We start from the raw sequence: 19,467 nt of genomic DNA, 5'->3' as shown, positions 1-19,467 counted from the left end.
TGGATGCCGTTCGCGCAGATCGATCAGGCGCCCCAGCTCTTCAACCCGCGTGCAATCCGCGCCACCGCCTCCTGCAACCGGGGCACTTCCTGGGTATAGGCCAGCCGCACGTGCTGGTTGGCGCGGTGGAAACCGAAATCCAGCCCCGGGGTGAACGCCACGTGCTCGGTTTCCAGGAAGTGCGCGCAGAACGCCTGCGCGTCGTCAGTGAACGCGCTGACGTCGGCGTACAGGTAGAACGCACCCTGCGGTTCCACTTCGATGCGGAAACCAAGCTCGCGCAGCGCCGGCAGCAGATAGTCGCGACGCTGGCGGAACGCCTCGCGGCGCTGTTCGAAGATCGCCATCGATTCCTCGCTGAAGCAGGCGAGTGCGGCATGCTGGGCGATGCTCGACGCGCTGATGTACAGGTTCTGTGCCAGCTTCTCCAGGTCCGGCACCGCCGCTGGCGGCGCCACCAGCCAACCCAGCCGCCAGCCGGTCATGCCGAAATACTTGGAGAAGCTGTTCAGCACGAACGCGCTGTCGTCCACCTGCAGCACGCTGGGTGCATCCAGGCCGTAGGTCAGGCCGTGGTAGATCTCGTCCACCACCAGATGGCCGCCACGCGCGTGCAGGGCCTGCGACAGTGCCGCCAGTTCGTCGGCGGACAGCACGGTGCCGGTCGGATTGGCGGGGGAGGCCACCAGTGCGCCGACGCTGTCGGCATTCCAGTGCTGTTCCACCAGCGATGGCGTGAGCTGGTAGGCGGTGTCCGGGCCGACCGGCACCAGTTGCGCACCGCCTTCCACCAGGCGCAGGAAATGACGGTTGCAGGGATATCCGGGGTCGGCCAGCAGCCAGTGGCGGCCGGGGTCGACCAGCAGGCTGCTGGCCAGCAGCAGCGCACCGGAGCCGCCGGGAGTGACCAGGATGCGTTCGGGATCGATATCCAGCCCGTAGTGGCTGCGATAGAAGCCACTGATCGCCTGGCGCAGGGCCGGCAGGCCACGTGCGGCGGTGTAGCGGGTATGGCCGGCGGCCAATGCGGCCTGGCCGGCACGCACGACCGGTTCGGCCGTGGTGAAGTCCGGTTCGCCGATTTCCAGGTGGATCACATCGTGGCCCGCCTGTTCCAGCGCCTGCGCGCGGGCCAGCAGGGACATCACGTGGAACGGAGCGATTTCATGGCTGCGCCGGCTGTAGCCCGGCGTGTGGGGCAGGGTACTCATGTGCCCATGGTACGCCGCGCGTCCTGGAAGTGCCGGCCGCTGGCCGGCAACCCCCCGCCTCTGTTTATCCCGAGGTTGCCGGCCAGCGGCAAGCACGACCCATGACCATCCGCAGGGTTGCCCGCAACCCTCCTGCAACCCAGACTCGAGCACAAGGACGCCATTGCATTGCGGCTCAAGGAGCCTTATCTCATGAAATCCACCCTCTGCCTGTTGCTTGCGAGCCTGATGACCACGACCGCTACCGCCGCCACGCCGCCTGTTCCGCCGGATGCCGCCAAGCACCCGCATGTGGTCAAGGCGCCGTTCGGCGCGACCCGTAACGATGACTACTACTGGCTGCGCGACGACAAGCGCGAGAACAAGGACATGCTGGCCTACCTGCAGGCCGAGAATGCCTACGCCGACCAGCTGCTGGCACCGCTGAAGCCGCTGGAAGACACCCTGTACAAGGAGATCGTCGGCCGCATCAAGCAGGACGATTCCAGCGTGCCGGCGCGTGAGCGCGGCTACTGGTACTACAGCCGCTTCGAGACCGGCCAGGACTACCCGATCCACGCGCGCCGCAAGGGCAGCATGGACGCGGCCGAAGAGATCCTGCTGGACGTCAACGCCATGGCCGCCGGCAAGGGCTACTTCAGCGTCGGCTCGATGGAAGTCAGCCAGGACAACCAGCTGCTGGCCTGGGCCGATGATGATGTCGGTCGCCGCCAGTACACCATCCGCTTCAAGGACCTGGCCACCGGCAAGGTGCTGCCTGATGTGATCACCGGCAGCTCCGGCGACCTGGTCTGGGCCGACGACAACCGCACCGTGCTGTATGTCGAGAACGATCCGGAAACGCTGCTGACCGTGCGCGTGAAGAAGCACGTGCTGGGCACCCCGGCCAGCGCCGACACCGTCGTCTACGAAGAGAAGGACGACAGCTTCTACATGGGCATCGGCCGCACCCGCGACGATCGCTTCATCACCATCGGCGTGCACAGCACTGTGTCCTCGGAAGAGCGCTACGCGCCGGCCAGCGACCCGACCACGTTCACCGTACTGGCGCCGCGCCAGCGCGATGTGGAGTACGACGCTGACCACTACGACGGCCGCTGGGTGATCCGCACCAACGACGGTGCGAAGAACTTCAAGCTGGTCACCGCACCGACCGATGCGACCTCGCGCGCACAGTGGAAGGACTGGATCGCGCATGACGATGCGGTGTTCATCGAAGGCTTCGAGCTGTTCGACAGCTACACCGCCATCGCCGAACGTTCCGAGGGCCTGGAGCGCATCCGCCTGCTGTTCAAGGATGGCCGCAGTGACTACGTGAAGGCCGATGAGCCGGCGTACTCGATGGGCCTGGGCGACAACACCGAGGCCGATACGCCGTGGCTGCGCTACGTCTACACCTCGATGACCACCCCGACCACCGTGTTCGAGCTGAACACCGCCACCGGCGAGCGCCGCCAGCTGAAGGTGCAACCGGTGATCGGCTATGACGCGTCGAAGTACGAAACCGATCGTGTCTGGATCACCGCGCGCGATGGCGTGAAGGTGCCGGTGTCGCTGGTCTACCGCAAGGGCTACCAGAAGGATGGCAAGGGCGCGCTGTTCCAGTACGCCTATGGCAGCTACGGCATGTCGATGGATCCGTACTTCAACCAGACCGCGGTGAGCCTGCTCGATCGTGGCGTGGTGTATGCCATCGCCCATATCCGTGGCGGCCAGGAGATGGGCCGCGACTGGTACGAGAACGGCAAACTGCTGCACAAGCAGAACACCTTCAACGACTTCATCGACGTCACCCGCGGCCTGGTCGCACAGGGCTGGGCGGCGAAGGATCGCGTCGCCGCGTCCGGCGGCAGCGCTGGTGGCCTGCTGATGGGCGCCGTGGCCAACCAGGCGCCGCAGGACTACCGGGTGATGGTGGCGCAGGTACCGTTTGTCGACGTGGTCACCACCATGCTCGACCCGACCATTCCGCTGACCACCAACGAATACGACGAGTGGGGCAACCCCGAGCAGAAGCAGTATTACGACTACATGCTGTCCTACTCGCCCTACGACAACGTGAAGCAGCAGGCGTACCCGGCGCTGTTCGTGGGCACCGGCCTGTGGGATTCGCAGGTGCAGTACTGGGAGCCGGCCAAGTGGGTGGCCAAGCTGCGTGACGACAACACCGGCCATTACCCGATCCTGTTCCGCACCAACATGGAAGCCGGCCACGGCGGCAAGTCGGGGCGCTTCCAGCGCTACCGTGAACTGTCCGAGTCGTACGCGTTCGTGCTGCAGCAGCTGGGCATCGCCCAGCCGTAATGGTGCAGGGGTGCCGGGCGTTGCCTGGCATCCCGAACCGGTATCCTTGCGGCCATGAGCCAGCCCGACCCCTCCGCACCCCGCGATGCTGCCACGCCACCGCGCGTGGTGCGTTTCCGCTGGGCGTGGTGGCTGCTGGCCTACGTCAGCCTGGGCACCGGTATCGTCGGCATCTTCGTGCCGGGCCTTCCCACCACCGTATTCATCCTGATCTCGGCCTGGGCTGCCTCGCGTGGTTCCGAGCGCCTGCACAACTGGCTGCTGCAGCACCCGCGCTTCGGCCCGGCCATTGCCAACTGGCAGGCACACGGGGCGGTCAGCCGCTACGGCAAGTGGATGGCCACGATCACCATGGCAGTGTGCGCCGGCATCATGCTGTGGTGCGTGCCGATCGCCTGGGTGAAGTGGTTCTCGATCGGCAGCATGACCGTGGTGGCGATCTGGCTGTGGACCCGGCCGCTGCCGCCGCCTGCAGATTGAACGCCTGCGGTGGTGCCGGCCGCTGGCCGGCAACCCGATCCCCTGCACCAACCGCTCAGCCGCCAATGGCTATACTCGGGGCATGAAGATCCCCCATCGAAACGCCATCCTGATTCCGCTGGCAGCGGCCTCGCTGCTGCTCCTCGCCGCCTGCGGCAACAAGGGCCCGCTGGTACTGCCGCAGAAGCCGGTGCCGGTGGAAGAAACCGTCGAACCGGTTGCCGAGCCCGCTACCGAAGCGACCCCGGCGCAGACCGAAGGCAGCGGCACCCCGGCCACGACCGTGGAGCCGGCTGCACCGACCACGCAACCGGCGCCTGCGCCTGCGAAGAAGGTGGGCGGCGGGAATGAGTAAGGCCGGTTCCAAGGCGCTGCGCTTCAGCAAGATGCATGGCGCGGGCAATGATTTCGTAGTGATCGACCTGCGTGACGGCAGCGCGCCGCCCACGCCTGAACTGGCCGCGCGCCTGGCCGACCGCCACGCCGGCGTCGGCTGCGACCAGATCCTGACCATCGAAGCGCCGCGCGCGGAAGGCTCGGTGGCGTCGTACCGCATCTGGAATGCCGACGGTTCCAACTCCGAGCAGTGCGGCAACGGCGCGCGCTGCATCGCGGCCTGGCTGGTGCGTGAGGGCAGTGCGCAGGGGGATCAGTTCGTCATCGACAGCCCGCTGGCCAGTCATGAGGTGAAGGCCCTGGGCGATGGCCAGTTCGCTGTGACCATGGGCGTGCCTGCGTTCGAGCCGGTCAACGTGCCGCTGGTGGGCTTCGCCCATGCACGCGAGGAGTACCTGCTGCCGTTGCAGGGCGAGAGCATACGCTTCGCCGCGGTGTCGATGGGCAATCCGCATGCGGTGATCGAAGTGGGCCTGATCGATGCAGCACCGGTCGAGCGCGTCGGTTCGCTGCTGCAGCAGCATGCCTCGTTCCCGCGCTCGGTGAACGTGGGTTTTGCCCAGGTGATGGGCCCGGCGCATGCACGTCTGCGTGTGAATGAACGTGGTGTCGGCGAAACCCTGGCCTGCGGCAGCGGCGCCTGCGCCGCTGCGGTGACCCTGATGCAGCGTGGCCGCCTGCAGCGCGATGCGCGCATCAGCCTGCCCGGGGGTGACCTGCGCATCCAGTGGCCGGGCGATGGCCAGCCGGTGGTGATGGCCGGCCCGACCGCATTCGTCTTCGAAGGGGAGTGGATCGCATGACCGAAACCGTCGACAAGCTCGGGGCCCATGAAGTCGCTGCCTGGTTGCGGCGGCATCCGGGCTTCCTCAAGCAGTTCCCGGACCTGGCCCTGACCCTGGTGGTGCCACGCGACGACGGCCCGACCGCGTCGCTGGCTAGCTACCAGCTGGAAGTGCTGCGCGAGAAGAACCGCGAGCTGGCACGACGGTTGGCCGATCTGGGTGCCACCGCCCAGGTCAATGAACGCCTGGCAGTGCGCACGCATCAGCTGACCCTGGCGCTGATGAAGCAGGACAACGCCGCCGACACCCTGCGTGCGATGGCTGCCTCGCTGCAGGAAGATTTCGCCGGCGACCTGGTGCGATTGGTGGTGCACACACCGGTGGCCGGGCTGGAACAGGCCGACTGGCTGCAGGTGATCGCCGCCGATGATGCGCAGCTGGGCCCGTTCCGCGACTGCCTGAAGGACGGCGAGCCGATCTGCGGGCGCCTGCAGCCAGAAAAGAATGCCGTGCTGTACGGCGTGCGCAGCGAAGAAGTGCAGACCACCGCGCTGTTGCCGTTGCCGGGCGTGGGCCTGATTGCCGTGGGCAGCCACGACCCGAACCGCTTCTACCCGGGCATGGGCACGCTGTTCCTGCGCATGATGGGCGATGCGTTGGCCACCGGCCTGAAGCGCTTTCCGGGCTGAGCAGGATACGACGATGAGCGCGGTACAGGCCTTCCTGCAGCATCTGCAGGTAGAGCGGCGGATGTCGGCGCATACGCTCGATGCCTACCGCCGTGACCTGGACGCGTTGTCGGTCTGGGCCGAGCCGCGCGGTGTTGCGGTGGAGGCACTTGATGCCGAGGCGCTGCGTCAGTTCGTCGCCGATGAGCATCGCCGAGGCCTGTCGGCCAAGAGCCTGCAACGCCGCTTGTCGGCGTGCCGCAGCTTCTACGCCTGGCTGCTCAAGCACGGGCGCATCGAGGTCAGTCCGGCGGCGACGCTGAAGGCGCCGCGTGCGCCGCGCCGGTTGCCGCAGGTGCTTGACGCCGACGAAGCCGTGCAGCTGGTCGAGCTGGAACCGGAAGGTGAACTCGGCCGCCGTGACCGCGCGCTGCTGGAACTGTTCTATTCCTCTGGCCTGCGCCTGAGCGAAGTCTGCGCGCTGACCTGGCGGGATCTGGATTTCGACAGCGGCCTGGTCAACGTGCTGGGCAAGGGCAACCGCCAGCGCCGGGTACCGTTCGGCCGGCCGGCACGCGAAGCACTGCAGGCGTGGCGTGCGGAAAGCGGGGGCGGCCCGGCCTCGCCGGTGTTTCCCGGCCGCAACGGACCGATCAGCCAACGCGCGGTGCAGATCCGCATCCGCCAGCTGGCGCAGCGCCAGGGCCTGTTCAAGCACGTGCACCCGCACATGCTGCGTCACAGTTTCGCCAGCCACATCCTGGAATCGTCCGGTGACCTGCGTGGCGTGCAGGAACTGCTTGGCCATGCCGACATCGCCACCACGCAGATCTACACCCACCTTGATTTCCAGCACCTGGCCAAGGTCTACGACGCCGCGCATCCACGTGCGAAGCGCCGCAGCAAGGACGACAAGGCTGAATAGCGCGCCCTTGATCTGGATCAGGGCAGGGCGGGCGCTATCGGCGCATCGTGGCCGCAGGCCACGAGGACACCGCCACCATGGCGAAGCCCATACCGTTGCATCCCAAACACCCCGAGCGCATCTGCTGGGGCTGCGACCGCTACTGCGCGGCTGACGCCCTGGCCTGCGGCAATGGCTCCGGCCGCACCCAGCACCCGATCGAGACGCAGGGTGAAGACTGGTACCTCGCCTGGGGCATCGAGCCGAATCCGGATCGGCCGTCGCAGGCAAAACGCTGAACGGCAGGTGTTCCACGTTCGGGCGGTGGGATCCGCGCGCATTGCGATGCGCTCGTCAGAAAGGCGCCTCCTGTCGATGGGGCGCGGCCAAGCGCTGAACGGCAGCCATCCGCACAGGCTTGATCGCACCCGGCGCTGTCCCCATGTCCCGGGAACAGCTATCGGAGGCCGCATGGACCCCAGTCAGAATCCCAACGTTTTCCACGCCACCACCATCGTCTGCGTCCGTCGCGGCGAGCACGTGGCCATTGCCGGCGACGGCCAGGTCACGCTGGGCCACACCGTGATGAAGGGCAATGCGCGCAAGGTGCGCCGCCTCGGCCGAGACGGCCAGGTGCTGGCCGGCTTCGCCGGTGCCGCCGCCGATGCCTTCACCCTGTTCGAGCTGTTCGAGGCCAAGCTGGAAAAGCACGGCCAGCTGCAGCGCGCTGCGGTCGAACTGGCCAAGGATTGGCGCACCGAGCGCCGTCTCGGCAAGCTCGAGGCCCTGCTGGCAGTGGCCGACAAGGAAACCTCGCTGATCATCAGCGGCACCGGTGATGTGATCGAGCCGGAGGACGGCATCATCGCCATCGGTTCCGGTGGTTCCTATGCACTGTCGGCCGCGCGCGCACTGATGGCGCACACCGAACTGGATGCGCGCACCATTGCCAGCGAAGCGATCGGCATTGCCGGCGACATCTGCATCTACACCAACCGCAACGTGGTGGTCGAGGAGCTGTGAGGGGCGTGCCGGCCGCTGGCCGGCAACCTCATGATCCCCCGCACGCGTGCCTGGTTGCCGGCCAGTGGCCGGCACTACCGACAATGAATCCGTGAGCACATCCATGTCGAAGATCGAAGTTTCCTCCGCCACCATGACCCCGCGCGAGATCGTGCAGGAACTGGACCGGCATATCGTGGGCCAGCACGACGCCAAGCGCGCCGTGGCCATTGCCCTGCGCAACCGCTGGCGCCGCATGCAGCTGGTGCCCGAGCTGCGCAATGAAGTGATGCCGAAGAACATCCTGATGATCGGCCCGACCGGCGTCGGCAAGACCGAGATCGCGCGTCGACTGGCCACGCTGGCCAACGCACCGTTCGTGAAGGTCGAAGCCACCCGCTTCACCGAAGTCGGCTACGTCGGCAAGGACGTCGAGCAGATCATCCGCGACCTGGCCGATACCGCGGTCAAGCTGTACCGCGAACAGGCCAAGGTGCGCGTGCGTACCCAGGCCGAGGAGCGCGCCGAAGACCGCATCCTCGATGCGCTGCTGCCGCGCCGCAGCGGTGGCATCGGTTTCGATCCGGAAGTCGCCCGCAATGAGCCGTCGGCGCAGGACAACGAGACCCGCATCAAGTTCCGCAAGATGCTGCGCAACGGTGAGCTGGACGAGCGCGAGATCGAGCTCGACCTGGCTGCCAACGTCAGCATGGACATCATGACCCCGCCGGGCATGGAGGAAATGGGCCAGCAGCTGAAGTCGATGTTCGCCAACCTCGGCGGCGGCGCCAAGGCGCACAAGCGCACGCTGACCATCAAGGCCGCGCGTCCGCTGCTGATCGAGGAAGAAGCCGGCAAGCTGGTCAACGAGGACGACATCCGCACTGCCGCGATCGAGGCCTGCGAGCAGCACGGCATCGTCTTCATCGACGAGATCGACAAGGTCGCCAAGCGTGGTGACAACGTGGGTGGTGGCGACGTGTCGCGCGAAGGCGTGCAGCGCGACCTGCTGCCGCTGGTGGAAGGCTCCAACGTGTCGACCAAGTACGGCACGATCAAGACCGACCACATCCTGTTCATTGCTTCGGGCGCGTTCCATCTGGCCAAGCCCAGCGACCTGATTCCGGAGCTGCAGGGCCGCTTCCCGATCCGCGTGGAGCTGGGTGCGCTGAGCAAGGGTGATTTCGTGCGCATCCTGACCGAGCCGAAGGCCGCGCTGACCAAACAGTACGAAGCGCTGCTGGCCACCGAAGGCGTCAAGGTCAGCTTCACTGCTGACGCCATCGATCGTCTGGCCGAGATCGCCTTCCAGGTGAACGAGCGCCAGGAGAACATCGGTGCCCGTCGCCTGCATACGGTGCTGGAGCGGCTGCTGGATTCGCTCAGCTACGAGGCACCGGACCGCGACGGCGAAATCCTGGCCATCGACAGCGCTTACGTCGATGCACATCTGGGTGAGCTGGTGCAGGACCCGGACCTGAGCCGCTACATCCTGTAACGCCCGACGCTGCAAAGCATGAGGCCGCCGAAAGGCGGCCTTCTGCTTTGGCAGTCAGCGCGAGTGCCGTATGCGGTAGGCCTGCAGCACCTGGTCGATCACCGCGCTGGTGCGGGCGGCGCTGATGCCGTTCGATGGCGAGTGGCCGTTGCCGCGCAGCTCATCCACCAGAGTGGCGATCAACGGCTGCTGGATCGACGGCGGGTTCGGGATGTCGAACGCCTGCACGCCGGCCTCGGTCTCCAGAACCACCGGGATGTCCTCGAAGGTGGCAAAGCGCAGTTGTCCGCGATCGCCGGTGATTTCGATCTCATCCTGGCGGCGGAACGCGCAGAAACTCCAGTGCGCGATGCCGTGCGCCCCCGTCCCGGTGCGGAAGCACATCGAAACGCTGTCCTCGGCGGCGTAGGCGCCGGTCAACGAGCTGACCAGGCCACGCACATCGCTCAGCGGCCCCAGCAGATGATCCAGCAGGTCCAGGGTGTGCGAGCCCAGATCGACGAACAGGCCGCCGCCGGAGATTGCTGGATTGGTCCGCCAGAAGTCCGGCGATGCAGCGTTCGCCGAATGTGGCCGGTGCAGGGTGGCGCGCACGCTGCGCGGCGTGCCGATCGTGCCGCTGTCCAGCAGCTGCTTCACCTGCGCGAAGCGGGGCAGGGCGCGGCGGTAGTAGGCCACGAACACCGGCACGCCACTGCGCGCGCTGGCCTCCAGCACGCGTTCGCATTCCGCGTGATCCATGGCCATCGGCTTTTCTATGTAGACCGGCTTGCCCGCGGCAATCGCCTGCAACGCGTAGTGCATGTGCGTGGAGGGCGGCGTCGCAACGTAGATCGCGTTCACTTCCGGGTCGGCGATGAGTGCATCGGCGTCCGCGTACCAGCGGGGAATCGCATGGCGCCGCGCATAATCCTCGGCCAACGCCGCATTGCGGCGCATGACCGCGGCCACCCGTGAGCCCGGCGTGTTGGCCAGGGCCGGCCCGCTCTTCTTCTCGGTGACGCTGCCACAGCCGATGAAGCCCCATACCACGTTGTCCAGGATCATCACGATGCGTCCAGAAAAGGGAAGGTCCGCCGGGTTCAACCCAACAGTGAGCGTAATCGATCACCGGCGGAGGCGGAGACATCGGCGCCGGTGGGCAGGAAGCAACGAAGCTGCCACTGCCGGGTCCGGATCGCGTCCTTTGCGGTCGGCGTGCTCCACGGCGGATAGACACGGAGGGCGCGCTTTCCGCCCTCGCCATCGCGCGACATCACGCCGCGCTCGATCAGCAGGTCACGACTGAAGATGAACTGCCCGCGCTGTGTTCCGTCGAAGACCGCGATCACCACGAAGTGCACAGCATCGGCTGCATCCAATGGAGCGATATCAGAACCGGGGGCGGGGCGCTTCCACAGGGTTACGAACTGGCCGGTCTTGGTGGGGGTGATCTTCGCGACGCGGAACACGATGCTGTGACCCTCAAGGGTAAAGCGGCAGGCACCGTACTCTGCGCTTTCCGCTTCCGCCACGATCGGTCCGGTCAACTGCAGCCCTGCGGGCAGGTAGAGATCGTGCAGTGCCGCAGTGGCGGTAGCAATGCCGCTCATGCTTCGGGCAGCGGCTCGGGCACCGTTCCGGGCACGAACACGCCTTCTTTCACGTAGGCGGCCAGGGTCATGTCCAGCGCAAGCATGCCGTCACGCTTGAGGTCCATCAGTTCCGGTTCGACCATCGCGCCATGCAGTACGCCCAGCACAGTGGCGTGCAGCATGCGCGCGGCGATCTTCGGGTCCGCGCCTTCGCGCAGCTGGCCCAGGTCCTGGGCCCGGCGCAGGGCGCGCTCCATCCGGTCCAGCGCATCGCGGAAGCCGGCCTGCTGCATTTCGGTCAGCACCTTGGTATCGGCCGAGGCGTCGCTGCGCAGCATGATCTCCATGGTCTTGCGCAGGCGTTCGTCCTCGGACAGCTCGATGAACGAGTGGATCATCACTGCGCGCAGGTCGTGCACCGGTGTGTCGCGCTGGTCGGTGGAGGTGCGCTCAAGTTCCTGCATGAAGGGCAGGTGCACCCGTTCGACGATCGCGGCCAGCACCTCGCTCTTGTTCTTGAAGTGCCAGTACACCGCGCCACGGGTATAGCCGGCGCGGGCACCGATCATCTCCAGCGTGGTACGGGCCACGCCGTGTTCATGGAAGCAGGCTTCGGCGGCGTCAAGGATGCCTTCCCGGGTTGCCTGGGTGTCCTCTTTGGTCTTGCGGGCCATGGGTGTGGGTAAGAGTGCGGGTGAAACGTGGCTGAATTGTACCGGTTTACAAACAAACAAGCATGTATGTATATTTCGCACCCATCATTCCCGTCGTGTGCGTGGCAGGCCCGTCCGGCTCCCACTCCACCCGGGTGGGCGCTGTTCGCACGGTCTTCACCTTCGCTGGTGGAGGGTCCGCCGTATCAGCGCTGGCTGAGACCCTTTCCTTCAAGAGCCTTTCCGTCATGTTGCTGAGCCGAATCCGACCCTTTGCACTGTCGCTGGCAATCGCCGCGACCGTGGCTGCCTGCGGCGGCCAACCCCAGGCCCCCGAACAGGGCCCGGGTGACGTCACCGTGGTCACGCTGAAGTCCGAGACCGTGGGCCTCACCCGCGAGCTGCCGGGCCGTACCAACGCCTTCCTGGTCGCCGAAGTGCGTCCGCAGGTCAACGGCATCGTCGCCAAGCGCCTGTTCACCGAGGGCGGCATGGTCAAGGCCGGCGAGCCGCTGTACCAGATCGAGGACGCCAGCTACCGCGCACAGGCCAACAGTGCCCGTGCCCAGCTGGCGCGTGCCGAGGCCACCGCCAACGCCGCGCGCCTGAGCGCCAAGCGCATCACCGAGCTGGCCAAGGTTGATGCGGTCAGCCAGCAGGACCTGGAAAACGCGGTGGCCGCGCAGAAGCAGGCCGAGGCCGACGTCGGCGCCGCCAAGGCCTCGCTGGATGCGGCCAACGTCACTCTGGGCTACGCCCGCATCACCGCGCCGATCAGCGGTCGCATCGGCAAGTCCAGCGTCACCCAGGGTGCGCTGGTCAGCGCCGGCCAGGCCAATGCGCTGGCCACCGTGCAGCAGCTGGACCCGATCTATGTCGACCTGACCCAGTCCTCGGCCGAGCTGCTGCAGCTGCGCCGTGAGCTGGCCGCGGGCCGCCTGCAGGACAACCAGACGCTGCCGGTCAGCATCCTGATGGAAGACGGCAGCACCTTCGAGCACAAGGGCACGCTGGAGTTCTCCGAAGTCAGCGTCGACCCGGCCACTGGCAGCTTCGGCCTGCGCGTGAAGGTGGACAATCCGGACGGCCTGCTGATGCCGGGCACGTACGTGCGCGCGGTGATCGGCGGCGGCGTGCGCAGCGATGCAGTGCTGGTGCCGATGGCCGGCATCGCCCGCGATCCGAAGGGTGACACCTCGGCGATGGTGGTCGACAAGGACAACAAGGTCGAAGTGCGCCCGGTCAAGGTCAGCCGCACGGTCGGCGACAAGTGGCTGGTCGAGGACGGTCTGAAGGCCGGCGACAAGGTGATTGTCGAAGGCCTGCAGAAGATCGGCCCCGGCATGCCGGTCAAGGCCACCGAGAAGGGCGCTGCTCCGGCCAAGCCGGCAGCGGCCGCCCAGCCTGCCGCTCCGGCCGGCGACGCGAAGTAAGCGGAGAACCCCATGGCACGCTTTTTCATCGATCGACCCATCTTTGCATGGGTGATCGCCATCATCATCATGCTCGCCGGCGGCCTGGCCCTGTTCAAGCTGCCGGTCTCGATGTACCCCAACGTCGCACCGCCGGCGGTGGAAATCAGCGCCACCTACCCGGGTGCATCGGCCAAGGTGGTCGAGGACTCGGTGACGCAGATCATCGAGCAGAACATGAAGGGCCTTGATGGCCTGATCTATTTCTCCTCCAACAGCTCATCCAACGGCCAGGCCACCATCACCCTGACCTTCGAGAGCGGCACCAACCCGGACATCGCCCAGGTGCAGGTGCAGAACAAGCTGCAGCTGGCCATGCCGCTGCTGCCGCAGGAAGTGCAGCGGCAGGGCATCAACGTGGCCAAGTCCAGCTCGGGCTTCCTGAACGTCATCGCGTTCGTGTCCGAGAACGGCAGCATGGACGCCAACGACATCGCCGACTACGTCGGTTCCAATGTCGTCGACCGTCTGAGCCGCGTGCCGGGCGTGGGCAACATCCAGGTGTTCGGTGGCAAGTACGCCATGCGTATCTGGCTGGACCCGAACAAGCTGCACACCTACGGCCTGTCGGTTGCGGAAGTGACCGCAGCAGTCAAGGCACAGAACGCCCAGGTGGCCATCGGCCAGCTCGGCGGCGCGCCGTCGATCAAGGGCCAGCAGCTCAACGCCACCATCAATGCGCAGTCGCGCCTGCAGACCCCGGAACAGTTCCGCAACATCATCGTGCGCGGTGCGCAGGACGGTGCCGAGCTGCGCCTGGGCGATGTCGCCCGTGTCGAACTGGGTGCAGAGTCCTACGACTTCGTCACCCGCTACAACGGCCAGCCGGCCAGCGGCCTGGCGGTCACCCTGGCCACCGGCGCCAACGCGCTGGATACCGCGGCCGGCGTGGATGCCGCGCTGCAGGACATGAAGAGCTTCTTCCCGGCCGGCCTGAAGGCCGAGATCCCGTACGACACCACCCCGTTCGTGCGCGTGTCGATCAAGGGCGTGGTGCAGACCCTGATCGAGGCGATCGTGCTGGTGTTCGTGGTGATGTACCTGTTCCTGCAGAACTTCCGCGCCACCCTGATCCCGACCATCGCCGTGCCGGTGGTGCTGCTGGGTACTTTCGGCGTGCTGGCGATGCTGGGCTTCTCGGTGAACATGCTGACCATGTTCGCGATGGTGCTGGCGATCGGCCTGCTGGTGGACGATGCCATCGTGGTGGTGGAGAACGTCGAGCGCATCATGTCCGAGGAAGGACTGTCGCCGCTTGAGGCCACCCGCAAGTCGATGGGCCAGATCACCGGCGCGCTGGTGGGTATCGGCCTGGTGCTGTCGGCGGTGTTCGTGCCGATGGCCTTCATGAGCGGCTCCACCGGCGTGATCTACCGCCAGTTCTCGGCCACGATCGTTTCGGCGATGGCGCTGTCGGTGCTGGTCGCGATCGTGCTGACCCCGGCGCTGTGCGCGACGATGCTCAAGCCGCTGAAGAAGGGTGAGCACCACGTCGCACACAAGGGCTGGTCCGGTCGTTTCTTCAATGGTTTCAACCGCGGCTTCGACCGCACCAGCGAAAGCTACCAGCGCGGTGTGCGCGGCATCATCCACCGTCCGTGGCGCTTCATGGGCATCGTGGCGGCACTGTTCGTGCTGATGGGCGTGCTGTTCGTGCGCCTGCCCAGCTCGTTCCTGCCCAATGAAGACCAGGGCGTGCTGATGGCGCTGGTGCAGGCGCCGGTCGGTGCCACCCAGGAACGTACGCTGGAATCGATCGCGGCACTGGAAAACCACTTCCTGCAGAACGAGAAGGATGCGGTGGACTCGGTGTTCTCGGTGCAGGGCTTCAGCTTCGCCGGTATGGGCCAGAACGCGGGCATGGCATTCGTCAAGCTGAAGGACTGGAGCGAGCGTGACGCCGACAATGGCGTGATGCCGATCACCGGTCGCGCGATGGCGGCACTGGGCCAGATCAAGGATGCCTTCATCTTCGCCTTCCCGCCGCCGGCCATTCCGGAACTGGGTACCGCGTCGGGCTACACCTTCTTCCTGAAGGACAACAGCGGCCAGGGCCACGAGGCACTGGTGGCCGCGCGCAACCAGCTGCTGGGCCTCGCCGCCGGCAGCAAGAAGCTGGCCAACGTGCGCCCGAACGGCCAGGAAGACACGCCGCAGTTCCGCATCGACATCGATGCAGCCAAGGCGACCTCGCTGGGGCTGTCGATCGACCAGATCAACGGTACCTTGGCCGCCGCATGGGGCAGCTCGTACATCGACGACTTCGTCGATCGTGGCCGCGTCAAGCGTGTGTTCGTGCAGGCCGACCAGCCGTTCCGCATGGTGCCGGAGGACTTCGATCTGTGGTCCGTGAAGAACGACAAGGGCGAGATGGTGCCGTTCAGCGCGTTCGCCACCAAGCACTGGGACTATGGTTCGCCGCGTCTTGAGCGCTACAACGGTGTGTCGGCGATGGAAATCCAGGGCGAACCGGCCCCGGGTGTCGCGTCCGGTGATGCCATGGCCGAGATCGAACAGCTGGCCAAGCAGCTGCCGGCGGGCTTCGGCATCGAGTGGACGGCGATGTCCTACCAGGAACGCCAGGCCGGCTCGCAGACGCCGCTGCTGTACACGCTGTCGCTGATGATCGTGTTCCTGTGTCTGGCCGCGATGTATGAAAGCTGGAGCGTGCCGACCGCGGTGCTGCTGGCGGCCCCGCTGGGTATCCTCGGCGCGGTGCTGGCCAACACCTTCAAGGGCCTGGAGCGCGACATCTACTTCCAGGTGGCGATGCTGACCACGGTGGGCCTGACCAGCAAGAACGCGATCCTGATCGTCGAGTTCGCCAAGGAAAACCTGGAGAAGGGGGCCAGCCTGATCGAGTCGATCATGCACGCCGTGCGCGACCGCTTGCGCCCGATCGTGATGACCTCGCTGGCCTTCGGCATGGGCGTGGTGCCGCTGGCAATCTCCACCGGTGCCGGCTCCGGTGCCAAGCAGGCGATCGGCACCGGCGTGCTTGGCGGCATGATCGTCGGCACCGTGCTCGGCGTGTTCTTCGTGCCGCTGTTCTTCGTGGTGGTGCAGCGCGTGTTCAAGCGCAAATCCTCCACGTAAGCGAAACGGTAGTGCCGGCCGCTGGCCGGCACCTACTGCCCGCGTGATGTGAATCCAACGAGGTTGCCGGCCAGCGGCCGGCACTACCTCCTGCCATCCGGCAGTACCGATGGAAGTCATTCCCATGAAAAGTGCATCCCTGTTTCTTTCCATTGCCGCCGCGCTCGCGCTCGCCGGCTGCTCCACCCTGGTGCCGAAGAACACCGCCGTTGCTCCGGCCATTCCGGCGCAGTGGCCGGCCGAGGCCGCGCAGGGCGAGGTGGCCGATGTCGCCGCCGTCGGCTGGCGCGACTTCTTCACCGATGCGCGCCTGCAGCAGGTGATCGACCAGTCGCTGCAGAACAACCGCGACCTGCGCGTGGCCGTACTCAACGTTGAACGCGCGCGCGGCCAGTACCGCGTACAGCGCGCCGACCGTGTGCCCGGCGTGGCAGTCACCGGCCAGATGGACCGCCGTGGTACCGACGCCGGTGTCACCGAGCAGTTCACCGCCGGTGTTGGCGTAGCCGAGTTCGAGCTGGATCTGTTCGGCCGCGTGCGCAATCTCAGTGAAGCGGCGCTGCAGCAGTACTTCGCCGTGGCCGCCAACCGCCGCAACGCGCAGCTGAGCCTGGTGGCCGAGACCGCCACGGCGTGGCTGACCTACGGGGCTGATGCGCAGCGGCTGAAGATCGCCGATGCCACGCTGAAGACCTACGAGGATTCGCTGCGCCTGGCCGAGGCCCGCCACGAGCGTGGTGGCAGTTCGGCGCTGGAGCTGACCCAGACCCGTACCCTGGTCGAGACCGCACGTACGGATGCTGCACGCCTGCGTGGCCAGCTGGCCCAGGACCGCAATGCGCTGGCGCTGCTGGCCGGTGGCCAGTTGGATCCGGCACTGCTGCCGGACAGCATCGAACCGCAGCTGCTGGCACTGGCACCGCCGCCGGCCGGCCTGCCCAGCGACGTGTTGCTGCAGCGCCCGGATATCATGGCCGCCGAACACCAGCTGCTGGCGGCCAACGCCAACATCGGTGCGGCACGCGCGGCGTTCTTCCCGAGCATCTCGCTGACCGGCAGCATCGGTAGTGGTTCGAGCGAATTGTCCAACCTGTTCGACAGTGGCACCCGCGTGTGGAGCTTCCTGCCGAAGATCACGCTGCCGATCTTCCAGGGCGGCAAGCTGCGCGCCAATCTGGCCATCGCCAATGCGGACCGTGACATTGCGCTGGCGCAGTACGAGAAGTCTATCCAGGTGGGCTTCCGCGAAACCGCCGATGCGCTGGCGTTGAACGTCAGCCTGGATGAGCAGGTGAGTTCACAGCAGCGCCTGGTGGAAGCGGCCGAACAGGCCAACCGCCTGTCGCAGGCACGCTACGACGCTGGCCTGGACAGCTTCGTGACCCTGCTTGATGCGCGCCGTACCGCCTACAACGCGCAGCAGACCCAGCTGCAGGCGCAACTGGCCCAGCAGGCCAACCGCATCACCCTGTACAAGGTGCTGGGCGGCGGCTGGCACGAGCGCAGCTGAAGGACAGCCGGCCAGCGGCCGGCTCTACCTTGATGATCGAGGGTAATGCCGGCCGCGGGCCGGCATTGTCATTTCAGGAACTGCTACACCGCTTCATCGTCGCGCCGCGCTGCGTGGCAGGCACGCACCCGCGCCAGCGCGTCGCCAGCTTCGCGCGCCATCTGCTCGTACTCGCGCCGGATCTCTTCCAGCCGCTCCTCGTCCAGTTCTTCCAGATCCAACAGTTCGTTGTTGGCTTCGGCCGTCGCGCGGATCAGCTCGTCCAGCTTGATCTGCATCGCGGCGGTATCTGCGTTCTGCGTGTGCTGGATCAGGAACACCATCAGGAAGGTGATGATGGTGGTACCGGTGTTGATCACCAGCTGCCAGGTGTCGTTGAAACCGAATACCGGGCCACTGATGCCCCAGATCATCACGATCGCTACCGCGGCCAGGAAGGTCCACGGCGAGCCGGTGGCGGCCGCGGCCTTCTTGGCGATCGTATTGAACAGGTTGCGTGCTTTCATCGTCGTCGTCCCACTCAGGTGACGAGGATGATCGGCAGCGGCTCGTGCAGGGGCTGTGCAGCTCAGGCGCGCAGGCGCGGCGCGTCCTGCAGGCGCACCGGGCTGGTCTGGTAGACGTGCTGCCAGCAACGGTCGACGAATTCGCGGGCCTGGGCTTCGCTCAGGCGCGGCATGATCTGCAGCGCGTACTGGGTCTGGAACATCTCGTCGCGCTGCGCATTGCTGGCGCGCGGCTGGGTGATCAGCGAATCACAGGCGAACTTGATCCACGGCACGTAGGAGCCGAACGAGTTGTGCGGTAGTGCGCCGTCGGCATGCTGGCGGCGCCAATGGTCAAGCTCGGCGTCAACGTTGATGACCGGGGGAATGGTGGGGACTTCAGCGTGCATGACAATCCAGTTCGGTTGAGTGGAAAGGGAGTGGGGGTTCATCCGAGTGTGGCCGATGGGGCAGTGGAAGCCGCGTCAGCGCGATGTGGAGCCGGCGTTGCGATTGCCTATCAGTTGCGCATGCTCGACCGCGCCGAGGTCTTCGGCCATGTCGGCCATTGCATTGCACAGGCGCTCATGGTCGAGCGGATGGCCGCGCACCAGTTCCAGCTGCAGGCCCTGGTAGGCGGTCCAGAACAGGGCGCCACGCTGGTGCAGCGCATACTGCTGCTGCAGGCGCTTGCGAATGGCGTCGAGGATCGGGTCGGGCGTGGGGCGTACGGCGTGCGCGCACATGGCTGGCTCCGCCGGGGAAGGAAGTCCCGGTAACCCCACCCTAGGCGCGGCAGCCGGGTAGGGTGTTACCGCAGCGTGTGCGCGTTGCGCAGCTGACTGTGCGCGGGTTCACGGCAATGGCCGCAAACGCTGCCGGCACTAGGGCGTGCCGGCACTGAAGCGTTCATTAAGCGGGTTCAACAGGACACTGCGTGGTGTTCATTCACCGATGTCTTCGTTCCAGATCTCCGGGTGTTGCGCAATGAAGCCGCCCAGCAGGTCCACGCATTCCTGGCTGTCCAGGTCGATCACGTTGACGCCGTTTTCCCGTAGCCAGTCGATGCCGCCCTGGAAGGTGCGCGATTCGCCCACCACCACGGTGCCGATGTTGAACTGGCGCACCAGCCCCGAGCAGTACCAGCACGGCGCCAGGGTGGTGACCATGATGGTGTCCTGGTAGCGGCGCTGGCGGCCGGCCTTGCGGAACGCATCGGTTTCGCCGTGCACCGACGGGTCGCCTTCCTGCACGCGGCGGTTGTGGCCGCAGCCGAGCAGGCGGCCGTCGTTGTGGTACAGCGCCGCGCCGATCGGCACGCCGCCTTCGGCCAGGCCCTGGCGGGCTTCGGCGATGGCGGTCTGCAGCAGGGCCTGGTAGTCGGGCGTGGTGATCATGCGGGGCTCCGGTAAGTCGTGGCCCGCCATGA

At 66.4% G+C, this 19,467-nt stretch carries 20 protein-coding genes; 12 read left to right on the top strand and 8 right to left on the bottom strand.

Features of this window, described 5'->3' with window-relative positions:
* Nucleotides 1–23: 23 nt before the first annotated feature.
* On the bottom strand, nt 24–1,211 hold the full coding sequence (locus ACZK33_RS20250; RefSeq protein ID WP_049399229.1) for a pyridoxal phosphate-dependent aminotransferase: 1,188 nt from the start codon (nt 1,209–1,211) through the stop codon (nt 24–26).
* Between the two features lie 192 nt (nt 1,212–1,403).
* Here ACZK33_RS20250 and ACZK33_RS20245 point away from each other — a divergent pair, with 192 nt between their 5' ends.
* The 9 genes from ACZK33_RS20245 (at nt 1,404) to hslU (ending at nt 9,248) form a co-directional block, all read left to right on the top strand.
* Nucleotides 1,404–3,515, top strand: a complete 2,112-nt coding sequence (locus ACZK33_RS20245; protein WP_423175064.1) for a S9 family peptidase — start codon at nt 1,404–1,406, stop codon at nt 3,513–3,515.
* A 54-nt stretch (nt 3,516–3,569) separates the two neighbouring features.
* Nucleotides 3,570–3,995, top strand: a complete 426-nt coding sequence (locus tag ACZK33_RS20240) for a YbaN family protein (RefSeq protein ID WP_106469167.1) — start codon at nt 3,570–3,572, stop codon at nt 3,993–3,995.
* 82 nt (nt 3,996–4,077) lie between these two features.
* Complete coding sequence (lptM, locus tag ACZK33_RS20235; protein WP_049399234.1) at nt 4,078–4,350, top strand: LPS translocon maturation chaperone LptM; 273 nt, start codon at nt 4,078–4,080, stop codon at nt 4,348–4,350.
* A complete protein-coding gene (gene dapF, locus ACZK33_RS20230) occupies nt 4,343–5,194 on the top strand; it encodes a diaminopimelate epimerase (RefSeq protein ID WP_423175063.1) in 852 nt (283 codons plus the stop codon). The genes lptM and dapF overlap by 8 nt, the downstream gene beginning before the upstream one ends.
* Nucleotides 5,191–5,865 carry a DUF484 family protein gene (locus ACZK33_RS20225; protein WP_032129013.1) on the top strand — a complete coding sequence of 225 codons (675 nt, stop codon included), beginning with the start codon at nt 5,191–5,193 and terminating at the stop codon, nt 5,863–5,865. Before dapF ends, ACZK33_RS20225 begins: the two co-directional genes overlap by 4 nt.
* Before the next feature lie 13 nt (nt 5,866–5,878).
* Entirely contained in the window at nt 5,879–6,769 is an 891-nt protein-coding gene (gene xerC / locus ACZK33_RS20220) for a tyrosine recombinase XerC (protein WP_049399238.1), read from the top strand.
* A 77-nt stretch (nt 6,770–6,846) separates the two neighbouring features.
* Nucleotides 6,847–7,047 (top strand): DUF3079 domain-containing protein, encoded by a 201-nt coding sequence (locus tag ACZK33_RS20215; RefSeq protein ID WP_032129030.1) that lies wholly within the window; start codon nt 6,847–6,849, stop codon nt 7,045–7,047.
* A gap of 172 nt (nt 7,048–7,219) precedes the next feature.
* Entirely contained in the window at nt 7,220–7,771 is a 552-nt protein-coding gene (gene hslV, locus ACZK33_RS20210) for an ATP-dependent protease subunit HslV (protein WP_005411093.1), read from the top strand.
* 103 nt (nt 7,772–7,874) lie between these two features.
* The gene (gene hslU, locus ACZK33_RS20205) at nt 7,875–9,248 is read left to right on the top strand and encodes an ATP-dependent protease ATPase subunit HslU (RefSeq protein ID WP_423175589.1); all 1,374 of its coding nucleotides are present in this window, start codon (nt 7,875–7,877) and stop codon (nt 9,246–9,248) included.
* 54 nt (nt 9,249–9,302) lie between these two features.
* On the opposite strand, the gene ACZK33_RS20200 is transcribed toward hslU, so the two are convergent.
* The 3 genes from ACZK33_RS20200 to smeT are packed head-to-tail and all read right to left on the bottom strand — an operon-like array spanning nt 9,303 to nt 11,496.
* A complete protein-coding gene (locus tag ACZK33_RS20200; protein ID WP_478453795.1) occupies nt 9,303–10,295 on the bottom strand; it encodes a Gfo/Idh/MocA family protein in 993 nt (330 codons plus the stop codon).
* Between the two features lie 35 nt (nt 10,296–10,330).
* The gene (locus tag ACZK33_RS20195; RefSeq protein ID WP_423175586.1) at nt 10,331–10,840 is read right to left on the bottom strand and encodes a MepB family protein; all 510 of its coding nucleotides are present in this window, start codon (nt 10,838–10,840) and stop codon (nt 10,331–10,333) included.
* Nucleotides 10,837–11,496, bottom strand: a complete 660-nt coding sequence (smeT, locus tag ACZK33_RS20190) for an efflux transporter SmeDEF transcriptional repressor SmeT (RefSeq protein WP_032129009.1) — start codon at nt 11,494–11,496, stop codon at nt 10,837–10,839. The genes ACZK33_RS20195 and smeT overlap by 4 nt, the downstream gene beginning before the upstream one ends.
* Before the next feature lie 227 nt (nt 11,497–11,723).
* On the opposite strand from smeT, the gene smeD reads away from it, so the two are divergent.
* From smeD to smeF, 3 genes are all read left to right on the top strand, one after another.
* Complete coding sequence (gene smeD / locus ACZK33_RS20185; protein WP_032129008.1) at nt 11,724–12,908, top strand: multidrug efflux RND transporter periplasmic adaptor subunit SmeD; 1,185 nt, start codon at nt 11,724–11,726, stop codon at nt 12,906–12,908.
* Nucleotides 12,909–12,920: 12 nt separating this feature from the next.
* Nucleotides 12,921–16,043 carry a multidrug efflux RND transporter permease subunit SmeE gene (gene smeE, locus ACZK33_RS20180; RefSeq protein WP_032129007.1) on the top strand — a complete coding sequence of 1,041 codons (3,123 nt, stop codon included), beginning with the start codon at nt 12,921–12,923 and terminating at the stop codon, nt 16,041–16,043.
* Between the two features lie 109 nt (nt 16,044–16,152).
* Complete coding sequence (smeF, locus tag ACZK33_RS20175; protein ID WP_143048243.1) at nt 16,153–17,553, top strand: multidrug efflux RND transporter outer membrane subunit SmeF; 1,401 nt, start codon at nt 16,153–16,155, stop codon at nt 17,551–17,553.
* Nucleotides 17,554–17,636: 83 nt separating this feature from the next.
* On the opposite strand, the gene ACZK33_RS20170 is transcribed toward smeF, so the two are convergent.
* The 4 genes from ACZK33_RS20170 to ACZK33_RS20155 all read right to left on the bottom strand — a co-directional run bounded on the left by ACZK33_RS20170 (nt 17,637) and on the right by ACZK33_RS20155 (nt 19,435).
* Nucleotides 17,637–18,059: a low affinity iron permease family protein gene (locus ACZK33_RS20170; RefSeq protein WP_423175585.1), complete on the bottom strand. Its 423-nt coding sequence runs from the start codon at nt 18,057–18,059 to the stop codon at nt 17,637–17,639.
* A gap of 62 nt (nt 18,060–18,121) precedes the next feature.
* Entirely contained in the window at nt 18,122–18,448 is a 327-nt protein-coding gene (locus ACZK33_RS20165) for a hypothetical protein (protein WP_014038526.1), read from the bottom strand.
* Between the two features lie 75 nt (nt 18,449–18,523).
* Nucleotides 18,524–18,784, bottom strand: a complete 261-nt coding sequence (locus ACZK33_RS20160) for a hypothetical protein (protein WP_197615762.1) — start codon at nt 18,782–18,784, stop codon at nt 18,524–18,526.
* A gap of 198 nt (nt 18,785–18,982) precedes the next feature.
* Nucleotides 18,983–19,435: a nucleoside deaminase gene (locus tag ACZK33_RS20155; protein WP_005411083.1), complete on the bottom strand. Its 453-nt coding sequence runs from the start codon at nt 19,433–19,435 to the stop codon at nt 18,983–18,985.
* Nucleotides 19,436–19,467 lie beyond the last annotated feature (32 nt).

It is taken from the genome of Stenotrophomonas sp. 86156_Sma (assembly GCF_056481625.1).
Note: the sequence above shows the minus strand (reverse complement) of the source record. Positions and strands in the feature narration are given on the sequence as shown.